This window comes from Salmonella sp. 741265116_PST (genome assembly GCF_046567715.1).
GTDB lineage: Bacteria > Pseudomonadota > Gammaproteobacteria > Enterobacterales > Enterobacteriaceae > Salmonella > Salmonella enterica.
Genome location: NZ_JBKFPH010000033.1, coordinates 25,118 through 42,410, shown reverse-complemented (window position 1 = coordinate 42,410; position 17,293 = coordinate 25,118). Strand labels below are relative to the sequence as shown.

Sequence of the window (17,293 nt, the reverse complement as noted above, 5' to 3'; positions counted from 1 at the left end):
GGGTGCCATAACTTATAGTTCTCAGCAATTCGCACTGGACGACAATAGACGTAAAAAAGCCCGCAGAGCTTGTGCTGTGCGGGCTTAGTAGACTTCATTGTACTTCAAACAACTAAAAAGTGGTGGAGCTGGCGGGAGTTGAACCCGCGTCCGAAATTCCTACATCCTCGGTACTACATGCTTAGTCAGTCTTTACATTCGCCTGGCACCTGCGGACGGACACGCCACTACCAGACTAGCCTGATTCGTTTTAACGCTTCAACCCCAGGCAGGGCATCCGCGCGATCTCTTTTGGGTTTGACCTCTCTTGATCCCCGTCCTAAGAGCGGAGGCTAGGGAGAGAGGGCTCTAAGCAGGTTATTAAGCTGCTAAAGCGTAGGTTTCGTCGTTTGCGACTATTTTTTTGCGGCTTTTTACGAGGCCAACCGCCCCTCGGCATGCACCTTGGGTTTCGCAAATCCCGTCGAATCCAGAATCAGCCCCAATGTGTAAGGTAAGTATAACAGACTTGTGACACGCGTGACCAGCCCCCGTATCTTCTTATCTTCAACGATTTACCGCTCGCGCAGCGCTTCTTTCGCGCGATTAAACGGTTTGATTAAATAGTCGACAATGGTTTTTTCACCGGTTTTGATATCCACCGTGGCGATCATGCCTGGAACAATCGAAAAACGGCGTCCTGATTTATTTTGTAGATAGTCCTGGTGGGTGCGGATAAACACGCGATAGTAGAAAATTTCCGGTTTCACTTTATCCTGAATGGTATCCGGTGAAATGGTCTCCACCACGCCGTCAAGCCCGCCGTAAATGGCGTAATCGTAAGCAGTAATTTTAACCAATGCGCGTTGGCCGGGATGAATAAAGGCGATATCACGCGGCGAAAGGCGGGTTTCAATCAACAGACGATCGTCTACCGGTACTATCTCCATCATCTCGCCGTTAGGCGGGATCACGCCGCCAATCGTCGTGACCTGGATATTTTTAACAATGCCGCGTACCGGCGAACGTACGGTGAGGCGGGTGACGGAATCCTCGCGTCCTTTTAAAATGGCGGAGAGCATATCGACCTCAGCGTTCGCTTTCGATAACGCTTCGCGTGCCTGCACATAATATTGTGAGCGCAGATCGGTAATTTTTAAGCCTAAATCGCTTTTTTGTCGTTGCAGGCGTAGCACTTCAACATGACTGGCCGCGCCGCTTTTCTCCAGCCGCTGGGTAATGGTCAGCTCTTTATTAACCGACGCCAGCGCATCCCGTAGCTCGGCTTCGGTATCGGCCAGCTGCGCGCGGCGGCTTTTATAGAGACGCGTCTCTGCGGCAATCAGATCCGGCCAGCCGTTCAGCTCAGCGGGGAAGGCGAGAGGTAAGTCGTTGACTTCCGCGGTTAACCGTGCGCTGGAGGCGAGTGAAGCGCGATATTTTGCCGCACTTTCACCCACATTGGACGCCAGACGCGTCGGATCAAGCCGGGCGACAATCTGGTTAGCCTGAACTCTGTCGCCTTCCCGCACCGTCAACTGCGCCAGAATGCCGCCATCCAGCGACTGCAGAACCTGTTCGCGTGAACTGGGGATCACTTTCCCGTTGCCGGTGGAAACCTCATCCAGTCGGCCAAACCACGCCCAGATGCCGAGAATGAGAAATAACAGTGAGCAGATCAGAACAATACGACCCGCGCCGGAAAACGCCCGTTCACGCTGAATATCGGGATCGTCCATCGCGGCATCATGCTGATTGATTTTCATTTTTCCACTCCCGACGGTGACTTTGCATCCGATCCGCGTTAAGCGCCTGCGCCTTTGGCGCATCCATCACCAGTTGTCCTTCTTTCAGGACAACGACACGCTCAACCAGCTCCAGTATTGGTACCCGGTGCGTCGCGACGACCAGGGTACGGTTGCCAAGCCACTGATGTAACCGCTGAATAAACTCTCGCTCCGTATGCTCGTCCAGCGAGGCGCTGGGTTCGTCAAGTAGCACAATATTGGGGGAGCGCAGCAGCATTCTCGCCAGCAACAGGGACTGACGCTGCCCGCCGGACAGGCCGTTACCACCCTCCATAATGGGATGATCCAACCCTTTTGCCAGCCGCCTGACGAAGACGGCGCCGCCGCTGACTTCGAGCGCGTCAAAAATCTGTTCATCGTTGGCGTGCGGCGCGCCGAGCGTCAGGTTCTCTCGTAGGGTGCCGAAGAAAAGCCGCGCGTTCTGGCTAAGAAAGCCGATGTTGCGGCGTAAATCCGCCATATCGATGTGCGACAAGCTGAGATTATCAAGCCGGGCATCTCCCTGAATCATCTCCAGGCCGCCCGCCATCGCCTGTAAAAGTGTGGATTTACCCGCGCCGTTACGCCCCAGTATCGCAATCCGCTCGCCTGGCATGATCTCCAGACGCACGAGGCGCAGCGGTATGCGTTGATCGTCGTTATGGTAACGAAACTGAGCGTTTTCAAAGAGGTAATGCCCGTGGAGGATGTCGCGGTGTATCAGGCTATCGTCATGCTGTGTCTCGGTGGGCAGTTGCATAATGTTGTCGAGACCCATCTTCGCCGCTTTCACCTGCTGCCAGCGCGCCAGCACGCCGCACAGGTTAGCCATTGGCGCGATCATCCGCGAGCCGAGCATCGACGCGGCGACCACGGCGCCGGTAGTCATACTGCCTTCAATGACCATCGGCGCGCCAAACATAATCACTGCGGCATACACCAGACTTTGTACCGACATCCCCCAACTGATAAGCCCTTGCGTGAGTTTGCGGGTGCGTAGACCCGACTCGCCGGTAATACGGATATAGCTATTCCACTGCTGAAGAAAGCGGTTCTCCGCCTGCATCAGTTTAATATCCTCCAGCCCCTGAACGCTTTCGACCAAGACTGCATTGCGTAGCGTCGCTTCGTGGGCGGCCTGGTTGGCGAGGACAGCCAGTTTTTTTTGCAGTGCGACGCCCGGCAGGATCATCAGCAGAGCCGCCACGGGCGCTATCCATGCCAGCGGTGGGGCAATAATCGCCAGGACTATCATAAACAGGAAAAAGAAAGGCAGATCGACAATGGTCGCCAGCGTTGAAGAGGTAATCATCTCGCGGATCTGCTCCAGTTCGCGTAACTGCGAGATAAAACTGCCGGTGGAACGGGGGATAGCGCTGTTGCGCAGCCTTAACGCATGACCGAATACCCGATCGGAAATGCGCATATCGGCGCGTTTACCGAGCACGTCCATAATGTGCGTACGCGCTTCACGCAGCAGAAAACCGAACAGCACCGCTACCAGCACGCCGAAGGAGAGCACGTACAGGGTAGGATATGACTGAGCGGGGATCACTCGATCGTAAACCTGCATAGAGAACACAATCCCGGCCAGCGACAGCACGTTAATCAGAAAGGCGGCGACCATTACCGGTAAATAAGGGCGAATATCCTGCAGAACCAGCTCGCGCATCCAGTCGGGTTTAAAGCGGGAGATATAGCGATCGACGCGGCTATCCTTGAGCGCCGATAGCGGGCGTAGCGCGGCAACATAGAAGATCTCCGGCAATAACTCGCTGAGCGTCAGGCGGTTACGCTGACCCTCTTCTTCAATCACAAAAACGTCTACCGCATCTTCGCCATTAACATGTTCGATGACCAATAACTGCCCGTCCCGGAGCTCGACAACCAACGGCAATCGCCACTGACTAAATGCCGTTTTGTCTATGTCCGGCGCATGAAAGGATAAACCCGCCTGCCGCGCGAGCTGCGTTAAGGCGGTCGTTCTGCTTTTACCCCTAAGCCACGGGGCGTTGGCCTGAATTGAACCGGGAGAGCAGGCAACGCGATAATGACCGGCGACATGGCTGATGGCCTGCGCCCATTGGCTCAGCGCGCGCTCACTGAGTACCTCTTCTACATCGGGGGCGGCGCGGGTCATGGCTGGATCTCCACGGATTGAATGCTGCGATGATTTAACGCGAACGCCTGACGAAGCGCGCCGGTGTTATACAGACAGTTCAGTTGCAACTGATGCAACTGGCTTTCCGTTTGCAGTTCGGCAAAACGCGCCTGGTAAACTTCCTGTTCCGCATTAAGCACGTCGAGCAGCGGGCGGGAACCGAGGTCAAGGTATTGCTGCTGATACAGTTCGCGCGTGCGTTCGCTAAGCTGCTGTTGCCGACGAAGGATGTGTAACGCGCTGGTAAGACTCATTGCCTGGCTGCGCGCCTCCATCAGTTTCTGGCGGACATCAAGCCGGGTGCGCTGAATGGTCGACTGAGCCGCGTCTACCGCATGGCTGGCGGCGTTGCGTCGGGCAGTCAGCCCTCCGCCCTGATAAAGCGGCATCTCAACTTTTACCCAGGTGGAATACTGGGTTTTATCCAGCACTTCATGACTGGGATATTTATCATTAAGATAATGTTGTACGGAAGGTTCGAGCGAAATCGTCGGCGTCATTTGCGCGCTGGCATAGTCCAGATTCGCCCGCGCAACGTTGGCCTGCGCCCAGGCGGCCAGTACCGCGGGCACCAGTCGATCGTCGGGAGTCGCCGTCTCACAGCTGCGAGCGAGTTTCGCCGGGAAGTCATTATTGATGCCGTTAAGCGAATTCCAGCCCAGCCAGCTCATCAGTGAGGCTTTCGCACTGTCGAGATTGGCCTGATACTGCGCCAGTTGCGAGCGGGCGGATTCGATTCTGGCTTCGGTTTGCACTACGTCAGAGAGCGACGTAGCGCCTTCATCGCTGCGCTGCCGGATAAGTTTACCGATGCTGTCCAGCGCGACGAGCTGTTCTTCCGCCGCTTCTACCATTTGCTGCCAGCTCTGCGTTTGTACAATGGCGTTGGCGGTTTCGTGCGCGACGGTATCAATACTGAGCAACACATTGGCCTGTTGCTGCGCTGCGCCTGCGGTTTCGGCGCGAACCTGGCTTGCCACTTTGCCGAAGTCATAAAGCATTTGCGATACCGACAGCACCAGCGAGGGGCTATACCCGTGATCGGTGTAGGTATTGCTGTACCCATTGTTCACGCCAGCGCTGACTTGCGGATAATATTTCGATTTGGCGACCTCTATTTGTTCATTCTGTGCGAGCAGTTTGCCGACGGCTTCGCGAATAGAAGGATGCCAGTTAACGGCGCGATTGACCGCGTCATTGAGCGTCAGGTTGCCCGGCGCGGCGGCGCTGAGCGGCAACTCAGCGGCGGAGCCATCCAGCGAAGGGAGCATCTGGTCCGTTGCTAATCCTTCGGATGTAATCATTGGCGGCGCTTCTGCGCCCCGGGGCTGGTGATGAAACAAAGCAAATGCCAGTACGATGGCGACAGGCGCGACTCTTCCCATAGTTTATCCCTTTTAAATATCACCGCTTGTTGCCCCGAACGTCGTGGCGTTCGGGGCTTTTTTATCAACCGCCGGTTATCAGGTGGTTGTTCTGCAACAGATCATTTAGCGTGAGCTGCACATTCTCCAGAGTGACAAGGTCAGTGGATTTAAACGCGCTGCTGGCGCCGTCGCGATCGACGGATATCACCGTATTGGCACCGCTGGTATGAACCTGAACAAAGTTACCCAGCGTTGCCGCCTGGTGATCCCAGCCGGTCAGCAGTTCGTGGATATCGATCTTGTCGCCCTGCGCGGTAGAGAAGTTTTGCCAACGATCGGCGCCGTTACCGCCGGTCGCGTCCGCGCCGTTTAACAGGTGGTAAATCAGCGTATCGCCATAGGCGGAGCCGATGAGAACATCGTTTTGGTTGGTACTGACGATTTGCGGCGCCATATCAATGGTCAATGTGGCGCTATCCGTATGACCCATCTTGTCATCCAGTTGATAGGTAAAGACCTCTTTACTGGTGATGGACGACATCGCGATGCCATTATTCAGCGTGTAGGTGTAAGCGCCATCGAGGTTAATTTGCAATGTGCCGTAATGTCCCTGAATCGTGGCGCTGGTGGTATTCGCCGCGGCGTCCAGCGTGGCGGCGCTGCCGTTATACCCGCTAATGCTCAGGCGGGTATTCACCGTATTAAGCTGATCCATCGCCCCCGCCGCATCGCTGCCATCAAAAATATTGCCGAGAACGGTATGCGTTCCGGACGTTTCAAAATTATCCAGATCGACAGTGGTGCCGATGACGCGTGGCGTGATCGTCGCCGCCCCGGCCAGGGTATTGGTGCCGGTAAAGTTAAGCGTGTACGTTCCGGCATCCAGCTCCAGGCCGCTCAGGTTGACGGTCACCGTCGCGCCGCCCAGCGTGATATTCGCCACCGGGACGGTTCCGTTGCGTATGACGGTTCCGTTCTCCTGAATGGCCCAGCTAATATTCAGATTGCCCAGCGTAATGAGCGTGGAGACATCAAAGACCAGTGACGCGCCTTTAAGTACGGTGCCCGTTGCAACGTCAAAGGTGCCGCTCCCGCTGCCCGATTTGCCGAGTAGCCCCCAACTGGCGCTGCCGACGCTGGAGTCCAGCCAGGCTGCGGTATCCTGAAGCGTGGCGACGCTAAGGGTATCGCTGACATCATTAATCGCATCCAGCGCCCTGGCGGTTGGCGTGATATTGAGCGAGGCCGTATCGGTATCGCCGTTTGGTGCTTTGACCGTATAGATAAAGCTGTCCGGCGTTTTAATGCTGTCGGCACCGACGCCGTTCTTCAGCGTGTAGGTATAGTTGCCTCTTGCGTCAATAATGAGCGAGCCATACAACCCGTTTACCTCCGTTGTGCCGGTCGCCGCAATCGCCACGCCGTTTACTTCAGTGAGGAGGGCGTCCGTAGGGGCGACATCATTGGTCAGTACGTTGCCGGTGGTGTTGGCGGTGATACTGTCAACGGCATAGGTGTGGTCCTGGGAAATCGCCAACGTATAGCCAGTGAGGACGCTAATGCCGCTGGCGGTATTCAGCACGAACAGGTATTCGCCGCCAGGCAACGTCAGGGTCAGCGGCTGGGACTGTCCGGCTAACAGCAAGGTGTTAATCCAACCCTTTTGCACCCGGAACTGCTCATATTGCTGAATGGCATCGTTGAAGCGATAAACGTACAGATCGAACGTGGAAACCAGTGAGATGCCGCCGACGGTTCCCTGTAACGTCATGGTTCGCGTAGCGCCTTCTTCAACGTTAAAGATGATCGGATTAGTCATATCATCAAGCAGATTCGCGTTCAGTACATTACCAAGTCCGACGCTTAATACCGTGACGCCGCTTTGTGTCGAGGGACCGTTGTTGACGTAGCTAACGTGAGTATCAAAGACCAGCGAGGCGTTATTGTCTGTCGCTATCACGCTGCCCGGTACAGGCGCGGGACCCAGATTGATAACCAGTTGCGCGGCGCTGCTACCGACGCCATTCTGGGTAATGGTGTAGGTGAAGCTCTCTTTATGTCCGTATCCTGCCGTGGGCTTAGTCAGCGTGTAGGTGTAACTGCCATCCTGATTAATGTGCAGCGTGCCGTATTGTCCCTGGATATCCACGCCGCCCGCGCCGACCGGCGTACTGACGCCGTTGGCGTTGGTGATGGCGGTGACCGTGGTGCCCGTCGGCGCGGTATCATCAGCCATGACGTTGCCGGTACTGATGGTTGGCCCGCTAATAATACCTGCGCTGGTCTGGTGTACATCGACATCCAGGCTGGTATATGACCCGGTGGCGAGCAGACTGGTGTTATAAGTGAGTACCCGGTACTGGCCTTCGCCCAGGCCGCTCAGGTTCAGGGTAACGCCGCTCCCGGTCAGGGTAAGCAAATTCGCGAAGTCGCCAACGGCGGTGTTGACGATCGTCGTCCAGGCGCCGAGGCTGGTGTCATAACGCTGTACCACAATCTCCTGAGTACTGAGCAGCGAAAGCACGATTCCCGTTGCGGCGGCATCGATGGTGACGTCGCCCGTACCACCTTCAGCAATGGTGAACTCAACCTGAGCGGTATCGTTACCCAAAACCGAGGCGACATTGCCAAGCGCGCCAACCAGCAGCAGGCCGTAATCCGAATAGTTTTGCGTGCTGGTGACGGCGGTCGAAGTCAGATCAAGACTGGTGATGTTATCCCTTGCCGCCAGCGGCAGAACCGGCGCGGTAATGCCTAACGCGCCGGAGGCATTACCCGCAGCGTCAGTGGCCGTCACGTTAATGAGCTGACCTTCAATTTGTTTTGTCGGCAAGGTGAGAGACCATGCGCCGTTGCTGCCGGCGGTGGTGGTGAGCGTCACGCCGCCCGCCAGCGTGACGGTTACGGTGCTGTTTGCCTCTGCCTGTCCGGAAAGTGAACCGCCATCGGCGCTGAGCGTACCTGACGGCGTACCGGGCGCCAGCGTATCGACAATCACCGTCGCGGCGGTGGAGACGCTGCCTGTACCGTTGGCGTTAGTCGCGGTGGCGGTGAAGGCGTGGCTGCCTTCGGTCAAATTACCTGTCGGGGTAAAGCTCCAGTTTCCGCTGGCGTTCGCCGTGGTGGTGCCGAGCAGCGCCCCGTTGTTATAAATGCTCACCGTGGCGCCCGCCTGAGCGGTACCATTCAATGTGGGTTGTGCGTCATTAGTGACCTGACCGTTGGCGATAGCGCCGGTATAAATACCCACATCATCCACTACGTTGGTGATGATCGGTGCTTCCGGCACGCGCGTATCGGGCGCGGTAAATCCGGCGGCAATGCCTGTGTTGCCTGCTTTATCCTGGGCAAATGCCAGTAGCGGCTGACCATTGGTCTGCGCGGGCGTGAGTGTGGCGGTGAAGCTGCCTGTACCGTCGGCGGTGGCGGTTCCCAGTACCACACCAGTCTCAGAGGTAATTGTCACTGTACTACCTGCTTCTGCGGTGCCCGTCACCCGATTACCGGTAGCATTGATGACCATGTTGCCGGGCGCGCCGGGCGCAATGGTATCCACGATAATCGTTGTCGATGGCGAAGCGGCGCTAACGTTGCCAGCCGCATCGGCGGCGCTAACGCTATAGGCGTGACTTCCCTGGCCGAGCGCGGCGGTTGGCGTCCAGCTCCAGTTGCCGCTGGCATTGGCGTTCACGGTCGCGACCAGCGCGCCATTATCGAAGATGCTTACCGCGCTGTTGGCTTCCGCGGTACCGTTGAGCGTCGGCTGTGTGTCGTTGGTCGATTGTCCATTGCCAATGGCGCCGGTATTGTTCGGGACATCATCAACGATGCTGGTTATAAGCGGAACCGTTGGCGCAAGGGTATCGACCACGATAGTAAAACCGCTGGTGGCCGGGCTAACGTTGCCTGCCGGGTCGGTGGCGGTCACTGTTAATGTGCGCGTGCCGTCGTTTAACCCTGTCGTTGGCGTGAAGCTCCACGCGCCGCCCGCGTTAGCCGAGGTGACGCCAAGCAGAGTGTTGCCATCATAGATACTGATCACGCTGCCCGCTTCGGCAGTGCCGCTCAGCGTGGGGCGGTTATCATTGGTTATCTGACCATTAGCGAGATTTCCTGTGACCCCGCCCGCGACGTCATCCACTACGGACGTCAGGATTGGCGTTTGCGGCGCGGTGGTATCGACCGTCAGGGTGAAAGCCGTACTGTTCGGGCTGCTGTTTCCTGCGGCATCGGTGGCGACGGCGGTGATGACGTGCGTTCCGCTTGCCAGCGTTGAGGTGGAGACGCTCCACGCGCCGTCAGGTTGAGCCGTTGTCGTGCCAATGACCGTACCATTTTCATAGAGCGTGATCGTGGCGCCGGCTTCTGCGGTGCCGCTGAAGGTTGGCGTAGGATCGTTGGTATTTTGGCCGTTCGCGATCGTGCCGAGGCCTGGCGCCTGATCGTCACTGACTGATGTGATTACCGGCGTCAGCGGCGGCGTGGTATCGACGACGAAATTAACGCTGTCTGAAACGGGACTGACGTTGCCTGCGGCATCAACGGCAATGACGGTAATTACATGGTTGCCCGTCGCCAGAGAGGCATCGGGCGTGTAGCGCCAGCTACTGCTATTGTCGGCGGGAATTTCAGCCAGCAGCGTGCCGTTATCGTAGAGACGAATAGCTGTGTTGGCTTCACGGGTGCCGCTAATGACAGGGCGCGCCTCGTCTGTGATCTGTCCTGAACTCAGATTGCCGGTAATGGGGCCCGTACCGTCGTAGACCGTATCAATAACAGGCGCGGCGGGAGCCGTGGTATCAATAGTAAACGAGCGTATTTCGGACGCGGCGCTGGTGTTGCCTGCCGCATCGGTTGCTGTCGCCGTCAGGTTCCAGATGCCCGCGCCCAGCGAGGTAGACGGTGTAAAGCTCCAGCTACCGTTGGCCTGAACTTGCGCCGTGCCGACCAGCGCGCTGCCATTATAAATCGAGATGGTTGTACCCGCCTCACCGGTACCCGAAAGTGTTGGTCGGGTTTCGTTCGTCGAGCCGCCGTTGGGGACGATGCCCGTCACCGGCGCGGTATTGTCTGCCACGCTGGCGATAACCGGCGCGGCGGGCGGTGTGGCGTCAATCGTCAGCATAAATCCACTGAACACCGCGCTGCTATTACCCGCCGGATCGGTGGCGCTAAGGGTGAACGTGTGGCTACCGTTTGCAAGCGGCGTCTGCGGCGTGAAACTCCACGTGCCGTCGCTATTCACCGTCGTGGTACCGATGGACGCGGGATTACCGTCAAGATAGACATTAATCGTCGCGCCTGCCTCTCCGCGCCCGTTCAGGGTGGGCGTCGCATCGTTCGTTAGCTGCCCGCTAACCAGGTTGCCGGTAATACCGGGCTGGTCATCCACGACGGAGGTGAGAACCGGGATCGCCGGAGGCGTAATATCGACTATGATCGTCCACGGCGCGGAGACCGCGCTGGTATTGCCCGCCGGATCGGTAGCGCTAACCGTCAGATTATGGCTTCCCTCTGACAAATTGCGGGGCACCGGGAAGGTCCAGCTACCGTTTTCGCCTACCTGAGCCGTACCAAGCGGCGTATCGTTATCAAAAATGGTGATTGTCGCGCCAGGTTCGCCAGTTCCGTTCAGTATTGGCTGCCGATCGTCGGTGGATTGCCCCGGTAACACCGGAACGGTCGGTTGATTGTTATCGTCAATCACGGACGTGATAACCGGCACATCTGGCGCCTGCGCGTCAATGTTCAGCGTAAAGCCGTCCGAAGGCTGGCCGCTATTGCCGGCGGGATCGGTCGCCACGGCGGTAAAGATATGTGCGATGCTCTCCAGCGGCGCGTTCGGGGTGAAGCGCCAGTTGCCGCTTTGATCTACCGTAGCGGAACCGATTTCTACGCCGTTATCCAGAATGCGGATGGTGGCGCCTGCTTCTCCCGTTCCGTTGAGCGTCGGGCGTGAATCATTGGTGAGCGCGCCGTTATCCAGCGTACCGGTCATGCCGGGGACATCATCCGTTGCGCTGGTAATAACCGGTTGCGCCGGCGCGCTAAGATCGACAGTGATCCCGACCGGTGCGGACAGGCCGCCCTGGCCATTCGCATTGGTTGCCTGGACGGTGAAGTAATGTGTGCTTTCGCTTAATGGCGTCGCGATCTCAAAGATCCAGTTCCCGCTGGCGTCAACGGTGGCATAGCCTGCCGAATCGCCATCAATGAAAACCTCAACGGTAGAGCCGATATCCGTGGTGCCGCGCAGCGTCGGCGTGGTGTCGTCCGTGGCGCCGCCTGCTGCAATATTCCCCTGTACGCTCCCGACATTATCTTCAATCGCCGTGATGGCCGGGACGGCGGGCTGACCGCTGTCGGAGGCGAGAAAATCCGCTGCCGGGCCGTTATTTCCCGCGCGATCGATAGCAATTGCCGTCAGCGTACCGCCATCGGTTTGCGCCGGACTGAGCGTAACGACGAATTCACCGGTGCCATTAGCGACAGCGCTGCCGACCAGGGTGCCATCGGCATGATGAATTTCAACGGTAGCGTAAGGATCGGCAAGTCCGGCGACGCGCGTGCCATCGTCGTCCACCGTCTGGACTGTTGGCGCGGGCGGGGCGGTGATATCCACGGTAATGGTGATCGGTTGGGTTTGCGCCGTGGTATTTCCAGCATCGTCAGTCGCGCTGAAGGTTAGCGCATGGCTGGCTTCTGACAATTCGGGCGTATTAAATGTCCAGACCCCGTCGGTGACGAGCGCCGTACCGATTGCCATGCCATTGTCGTAAATCGTGACGGTGCTGCCGTTTTCGCCGCTGCCGTTGATAGTCAGCGTCCGATCGTTAGTAAAGGCACCATCGGTTAATGGCCCGGTCACTGGCGCGACATCGTCAAGGATCTCATTGACGACGGGCGGCTGCAACGGAACGGTGTCGACGGTGAAGGTAAAGCTATTCGATACGCCGCTGCTGTTTCCGGCGGCATCGGCGGCAATGGCGGTCAGGGTGTAGACGCCATCCGGCAACGCGCTGGTCACCGCTAGCGTCCAGTTGCCGGTCTCATCGACGGTGACTACACCCACGACACTACTGCCGTTATAGAGCGTGATCACGCTGCCGATGTCGCCAGTGCCGTGAATGACCGGTGTATTGTCGTCAGTGGTTGCGCCGCTGACAATAGTATCCTGGACTTCGCCGACGTTATCTTCGGCAAAAGTGATAACCGGATTGGCGGGCGCAGTGGTGTCTAGCGTAAAAGTGACTGAGGCGGAAGGTGGACTGATATTGCCCGCTATATCGGTTTCCGTGACGGTAATGGTATAGGTTTCTGGCGTCAGTGCCGCAGGCGTAAAGTTCCAGCTACCGTTATCGCCTACCGTTGTGCGACCAATTTCACTGCCATTATTGTAGAGAATAATCGTGCTGCCGATCTCTCCCGTGCCGCTGAAGGTCGGCGTGGTGTCGTTCGTTGCGCCATTATTGCCGATGTTGCCGATAACCGGCGCGACGTTATCGCTGATCAGCGGCGCGTCAGGCTGCGCTGGAGGCTGGGTATCAAGGGTAACGGAGAAAACGCCGGAGGTGGGGCTACTATTGCCTGCGGCATCCGTGGCGGTGGCCGTCAGGATGTTTAACCCTTCGCTCAGATTACGGGTTAGCGGACAGGTCCAGCTACCCTGTGGATTGACCTGGACGGTAGCCAGTTCTATGCCGTTATTGTACAGGGTGATGATGGCGCCGGGTTCGCCGGTGCCGCTGAGGGTCGGCATACGCTGATTGGTCATACTGCCGTTTGCCAGTAGTACCTCGCCTTCTCCGCCTGTGATGGCGGCTGACACGATCTGCGGCGCATCCGGCGCCTGGGTATCGACGCGCAGGGTAAAGCTGAGAGATTCGGGACTTTCGTTCCCCGCCGGATCGTTGGCGCGAGCGGTCAGAAGGTGGTCGCCGTCGCCCAGCGCGGCAGGCGGCGTAAACTGCCAGCGCCCGTCCGTGCCGACCAGCACCTGACCTATGGCATTGCCGTTATCGTAAAGGATGATTATGTCGCCTGCGGTGCCGCTACCGCTCAACCGGGGCTGGGATTCCTGGGTAATCTGATTGGTATCAATCGTATTTCCGTCGCCGTCAGCTACGCCGATAACGCCGGGGGCGGCAGGGGCCTGGGTATCAATGGTAATCGTAAAATCGGTCGAAAAAGGCGTGGTGTTGCCGTTACTGTCGCTGGCCGTCACGGTAAAGGTGTAGGTGTCGTCCGCCAGTGGCGAGGCCGTGGTGTAAGCGTAGCTCCAGACGCCGGAATTACCGACGATAATATCCGCTATCCGGGCGCCATTCTGATACAGGTGTACTGTGGAACCCGCTTCACCTGTACCGTTAATCGTTGGCGTGCTGTCGTTAGTGAGCCCCAGATGCGCGACGCTACCGAGAATACCCGGCGCATCATCTGTAATGAAGGTGATTACCGGTTGCTGCGGCGATTGCGTATCGACCACCAGATCGAATGACGCGGCCGGACTTGCATTGCCTTTAGCGTCGGTTGCGATTACGGTCAGTTGATGCGCGCCTTCACCTAAATTTTGCGACGGTGTAAACGTCCAGCCGCCGTTGGGCTGTAGCGTGGCGAGTCCCAGCGAAACGCCGTTATCAAAAATTTCGACACGCGCGCCAGCCTCCGCCGTACCGCTAAGGGTGGGGCGGTTGTCGTTGGTGGTTTGTCCGTTAACCAGTGGCCCGGTGAAGCTTTCAACATCGTCCAGCACCTGAGTGATAATGGGCTTATCCGGGGCGGTGATATCGGGCGCTTGCGCTGTGGTTGGCGGGCTGACGTTGTTGGCGCTGTCGGTGGCGGTGACGGTAACCTGTTCGCCGTTGGTCTGTGCGGGGGCGAGGGGAAGGGTAAAATGACCTTCGCCATCTGCTTTGCCGCTGCCGAGCGGCGTGCCGTCCGGCGTGGCGATCGTGATGGCGCTACCCGGTTCGGCGGTGCCGCTGATACTGGCGCCATCCTCACTAATTACCACGTTTTTCGGCATTTCCGGCGCGGTACTGTCCGGCGCGATAACCGTCGCGGCGGCGCTTTCGTTTTTCGCGACATCGGTAGCGGTAGCGATAAGCGCCTGGCCGTTAGTCTGCGCCGGATTCAGCGGAACGATAAATTGTCCGTTGCCGTTAGCGACGGCGCTGCCAAGTACAGTGTTGCTACTGTCGCGGATAGTTACCGTTGCCCCGGCTTCCGCCTGACCGCTTACGGACAGACCATCGGTCGCCACGATAAGGCCGCCCGGTGCCGCAGGCGCAGTTTTATCCGGCGCGTTCAGCGTTTCTACCGGACCGCTATTCGCGGCTTTATCGGTAACGCTAATGCTTAATGTTTCGCCGTTAATTTTCGCCGGGCTAATACCTATTGAGAAGGTACCGTCGTCGCCTGCCGTTCCACTACCAAGCGTATTTCCCAGACTGTCTTTGATAACCACAGTACTGCCAGCTTCCGTAATGCCGGTAAGTCTGTCGCCGACGTCGCTAACCGCCAGGCCTTCCAGCACCGGCGGCTGCGTGTCGATATCAATGGTAAAGGAGACAGACTGCCCGCTGGTGCCGCGATCGTTGGTCGCGGTAGCGGTAAAGACATGGTCGCCATCGGCAAGTGCCAGCGAGGGGGTAAAGCTCCATTTGCCGTCAGCGTCAGCGACAATGGGCGGAAAGGTCGGTACAGGAAAGCCATTATCGCTAATCGATATCGTACTGCCTGGTTCAGCAGTACCGCTGAGGGTTGGGCGGTTATCATCTGTGGCATCGCCATTTTTCAGCAGCCCGGTAACGGCGCCAGCGTCATCCGTCACGGTAAGGATAGTCGGCTGGGCAGGATACTGTGAATCAGAAGCGGTAAACTCCGTGGCGGGGCCGATGTTACCGACGGCGTCCTGAATACGCGCTTCCAGACGCTCGCCGTGGGTCTGGGCCGGATTCAGCGTGATGCTGAAGAGGTTATTTTCTCCGGTAATCGTGGAGCCCAGGTAATTTCCCGCCGGGTCATAGATCGACACGGTACTGCCAGCTTCAGCGGTGCCGCTAACGGTTGTGCCGTCTTTCGCGACATTATCAATGGTAGCGGCGTCCGGCGGCGTGGTGTCCACAATGATAGTAGGCGTTGTCGTCACGCCGCTCGTGTTTCCGGCTTTGTCGCTTTGTTCGACGGTAAAGGTATGTTCGCCATCGCTTAACGGCGTAGTCGGCGTAAAGGTCCAGCGTCCATTTTCGTCTACGGTAGCGCTGCCGATAACGGTTGATCCCTCTTTAATCGTGATGGTATTGCCTGCCTCTCCCTGCCCGGAAAATAGCGGTTTTGCCTCGTCAGTCCGGTCATTATTCTGTAGCGGCCCGGTGAGCAAACCGGTGTTATCGGCAATCAGTTCAACGCGTGGGGCATCGGGGCTGAGTGTGTCGATAGTCAGCATAAAGCTGGCTGATTCGCGACTTTCGCCTTTAACGTTAGTCGCAATGGCGGTGAAATGATTTTCCCCATCCGCTAGCGCGTTGGTAATGGCAAAATGCCAGTTTCCGCTGGTATCAACCGTTGTTGAGCCTATTTCCTGACCATTGGCGTAAATATGGATGACTGTGCCTGCGCTGCCGGTGCCCTCCAGAGTGGGGGTATTGTCGTTCGTAAACTGGTTATTGCTCAGCGTGCCGGTGAGGGGAACGGCATCATCGATAGCGGCGGTGATAACCGGTGTATCGGGGAGAGGAATGTTGGGCGCATCAATGGTTGCGGATGGGCCAGTATTGCCGGCATCGTCAGTCGCGGTCACGGTAAGTTGTTCGCCGCTAAGCTGTGGCGCTGTCAGATCAATACTAAATTTACCGTCGCTATCCGCTTTGCCCTCGCCAACGACGTTGCCTGAAGGATCTTTGATGGTAATGGTACTGCCCGCTTCGGCCTCGCCGCTCACCGTTTTTCCGTCCGCTGAAATCAATAATTCGCCGGGAGCGAGAGGCGGCGTAGTATCTACAGGATTACTGCTACCTGGAGTATTGCCGTTAGGGTTACTGCCGCCGGGATTGCTGTTATCAGGGGGATTACCGTCAGGATTGGTGTTATCGGGGGGTGGATTATCGCCATCCGAATGATGGTGGGAATCGCCACCGCCGGAAGACGCGATAGCGGCAATGCCGCCAGCCGCCACCGCGCCAGCCAGTACCCACGGCCAAACGGCGCCGCCTGCTTCATGGGAAGCGCCGGAAGTGACCAGCAGCTCATTAACATCAGTGATTTGTTCAAAATGTAGCCCGGCTTGCGGATTTTCCACCCACCATAACGTGCCATCGTTTTCCGCCAGTACTAACTGGCTTGCGCCCAGATCGTTGGTAACGTAAAAGTTTTTAATCGTGATCGTTTCGCCGGAATGGAGCGTCACCACCAGATCCTGATTAATGCGCGTAAGTTGACTAATTTCCTCCCGGGCCACTGATAATTTAACAATTGACGGGGCGTTAAGAGTGACCGATGAGGATTCCACAGTGGTGGAGACGCCAGTCAATTTCGAAACCACGGCGAGTAGACGCATAAATTAGCTCCTGATGAATTTGCTCTGTGTATTAATTAACGGGCACGACGTTCAGGGCAAAATGCGTAGACGAGCCTTCCCGTTCATCGTGAGAGATGAATTTCCGTAGCCATATTCTTTTTTATGAGCGTAGGTGAAGGTCTGGTTTTCTCGTCGAATAACCCTTTGTTTTTTGTGCCTGACTAGTGCTTTCGTATTAGATGATATAGTCAGAAAAAAAACTTTCTGCAAATTAAGATCTATTGATAAAGGTGTTAGTGCGCCTAAAATATAACGGGGTTTGTGTTAAGGAGAGGTGGGCAAGCTAACAATGCATGATGGTTTTCTGTTTATCTTTATGTTTTATAATGAATTTTAATTTCTTCTTCTTTTTCTTTTTTAACATAAAAACAATACCTTTTGTGAAGGTATTCAGCGATATTAAATTTTAAAAAAATCATTT

4 protein-coding genes and 1 other RNA gene are annotated in these 17,293 nt (G+C 57.0%); all 5 read right to left on the bottom strand.

All coding sequences use genetic code 11. From position 1 onward, the window contains the following. Positions 1 to 120: 120 nt before the first annotated feature. The 5 genes from ssrA to bapA all read right to left on the bottom strand — a co-directional run bounded on the left by ssrA (position 121) and on the right by bapA (position 16,851). Positions 121 to 483: a transfer-messenger RNA gene (ssrA, locus tag ACLD11_RS18620) on the bottom strand. 71 nt (positions 484 to 554) lie between these two features. Further along, positions 555 to 1,718 (bottom strand): HlyD family type I secretion periplasmic adaptor subunit, encoded by a 1,164-nt coding sequence (locus tag ACLD11_RS18615; protein ID WP_072104906.1) that lies wholly within the window; start codon positions 1,716 to 1,718, stop codon positions 555 to 557. Positions 1,719 to 1,725: 7 nt separating this feature from the next. After that, positions 1,726 to 3,906 (bottom strand): type I secretion system permease/ATPase, encoded by a 2,181-nt coding sequence (locus ACLD11_RS18610; RefSeq protein WP_411012250.1) that lies wholly within the window; start codon positions 3,904 to 3,906, stop codon positions 1,726 to 1,728. Then, on the bottom strand, positions 3,903 to 5,312 hold the full coding sequence (locus tag ACLD11_RS18605; protein ID WP_411012249.1) for a TolC family outer membrane protein: 1,410 nt from the start codon (positions 5,310 to 5,312) through the stop codon (positions 3,903 to 3,905). The genes ACLD11_RS18610 and ACLD11_RS18605 overlap by 4 nt, the downstream gene beginning before the upstream one ends. A gap of 64 nt (positions 5,313 to 5,376) precedes the next feature. Next, positions 5,377 to 16,851, bottom strand: coding sequence for a biofilm-associated protein BapA (gene bapA, locus ACLD11_RS18600; protein ID WP_411015236.1), 11,475 nt, complete (start codon positions 16,849 to 16,851; stop codon positions 5,377 to 5,379). Between the last annotated feature and the right edge of the window lie 442 nt (positions 16,852 to 17,293).